The 230-nt window shown below is 71.7% G+C and carries 1 protein-coding gene; it reads left to right on the top strand.

Translation table 11 applies throughout. The features are described from left to right. On the top strand, positions 1-230 hold a 230-nt coding region (locus ACLJNW_RS29100), incomplete at both ends, for a hypothetical protein (protein WP_410962152.1).

The raw sequence follows: 230 nt of genomic DNA, 5'->3' as shown, positions 1-230 counted from the left end.
ACCTGATGGATGCGCAGCGCGCCGGCTACGACCAGCGCGTGCGTGCCTGCGTCCGGGAGATGGTCGAGCGCCATCTGGGCGAAGAGTTGCCGGCCATCGGCCTGTTCATCGACGATCGGCTGGTCGCGGCGGCCCTGATCACGCCGCCGCAGCGGCGCCGGGATATCACCGAGAGCTGGAGCTGGCGCCTGCGCATGCTGTTCAGCGTCGGCCTGGCCGCGACCCGGCGC

It is taken from the genome of Salmonella sp. SAL4457, assembly GCF_046548235.1.
GTDB lineage: Bacteria > Pseudomonadota > Gammaproteobacteria > Enterobacterales > Enterobacteriaceae > Salmonella > Salmonella enterica.
This window is presented reverse-complemented; position numbering and strand designations above follow the sequence as displayed.